We start from the raw sequence: 527 nt of genomic DNA, 5'->3' as shown, positions 1-527 counted from the left end.
GTTCGCTACTTCCTCGCCGTCGCATCCGCGCTCAACTTCACCCGCGCGGCCGAGCAGTGCAATGTCACGCAGCCCGCCCTGACCAAAGGGGTGCAGAAGCTCGAGCAGGAACTCGGCGGCCAGTTGATCTACCGCGAACGCCAGCTGACCCAACTCACCGATCTTGGCAAGGAAGTCCTTCCGATGCTGGAGCGCACACTCGCCTCGGCAGACGCGGTGCGTCGCCGAGCCCAGGAGTTCCAACGCAAGGACGTCGCGCCACTGAAGATTGGCCTCGCCCCTTCCATCTCGGCGTCGCTCGTGCTCGATCCGATTGCGGAGATCGCAAAGTTCGTCCCTGGACTTCACGTCGAGCTGCGCGAGGGCGTGGCGGAGAAGCTCGTTGACCTCTTGCTTGAAGGGGAGATCAACGCCGCAATGGTCGGGGACGTGCGGGACGTGCCCGCCCGCATCGACGACTGGTCGCTGTTCGAGGAGCGCTACGTCGCGGTTCTCGCGCCGACACACCGGCTCGCAAATCGTCCCTC

The 527-nt window shown here is 64.9% G+C and carries 1 protein-coding gene; it reads left to right on the top strand.

Going from position 1 to position 527, the window contains the following annotated elements; translation table 11 throughout:
• On the top strand, positions 1 to 527 hold a 527-nt coding region (locus tag AC5ZG5_RS46410; RefSeq protein ID WP_496165593.1), incomplete at both ends, for a LysR family transcriptional regulator.

This window comes from Bradyrhizobium sp. Ses1, from assembly GCF_059512365.1.
Note: the sequence above shows the minus strand (reverse complement) of the source record. Positions and strands in the feature narration are given on the sequence as shown.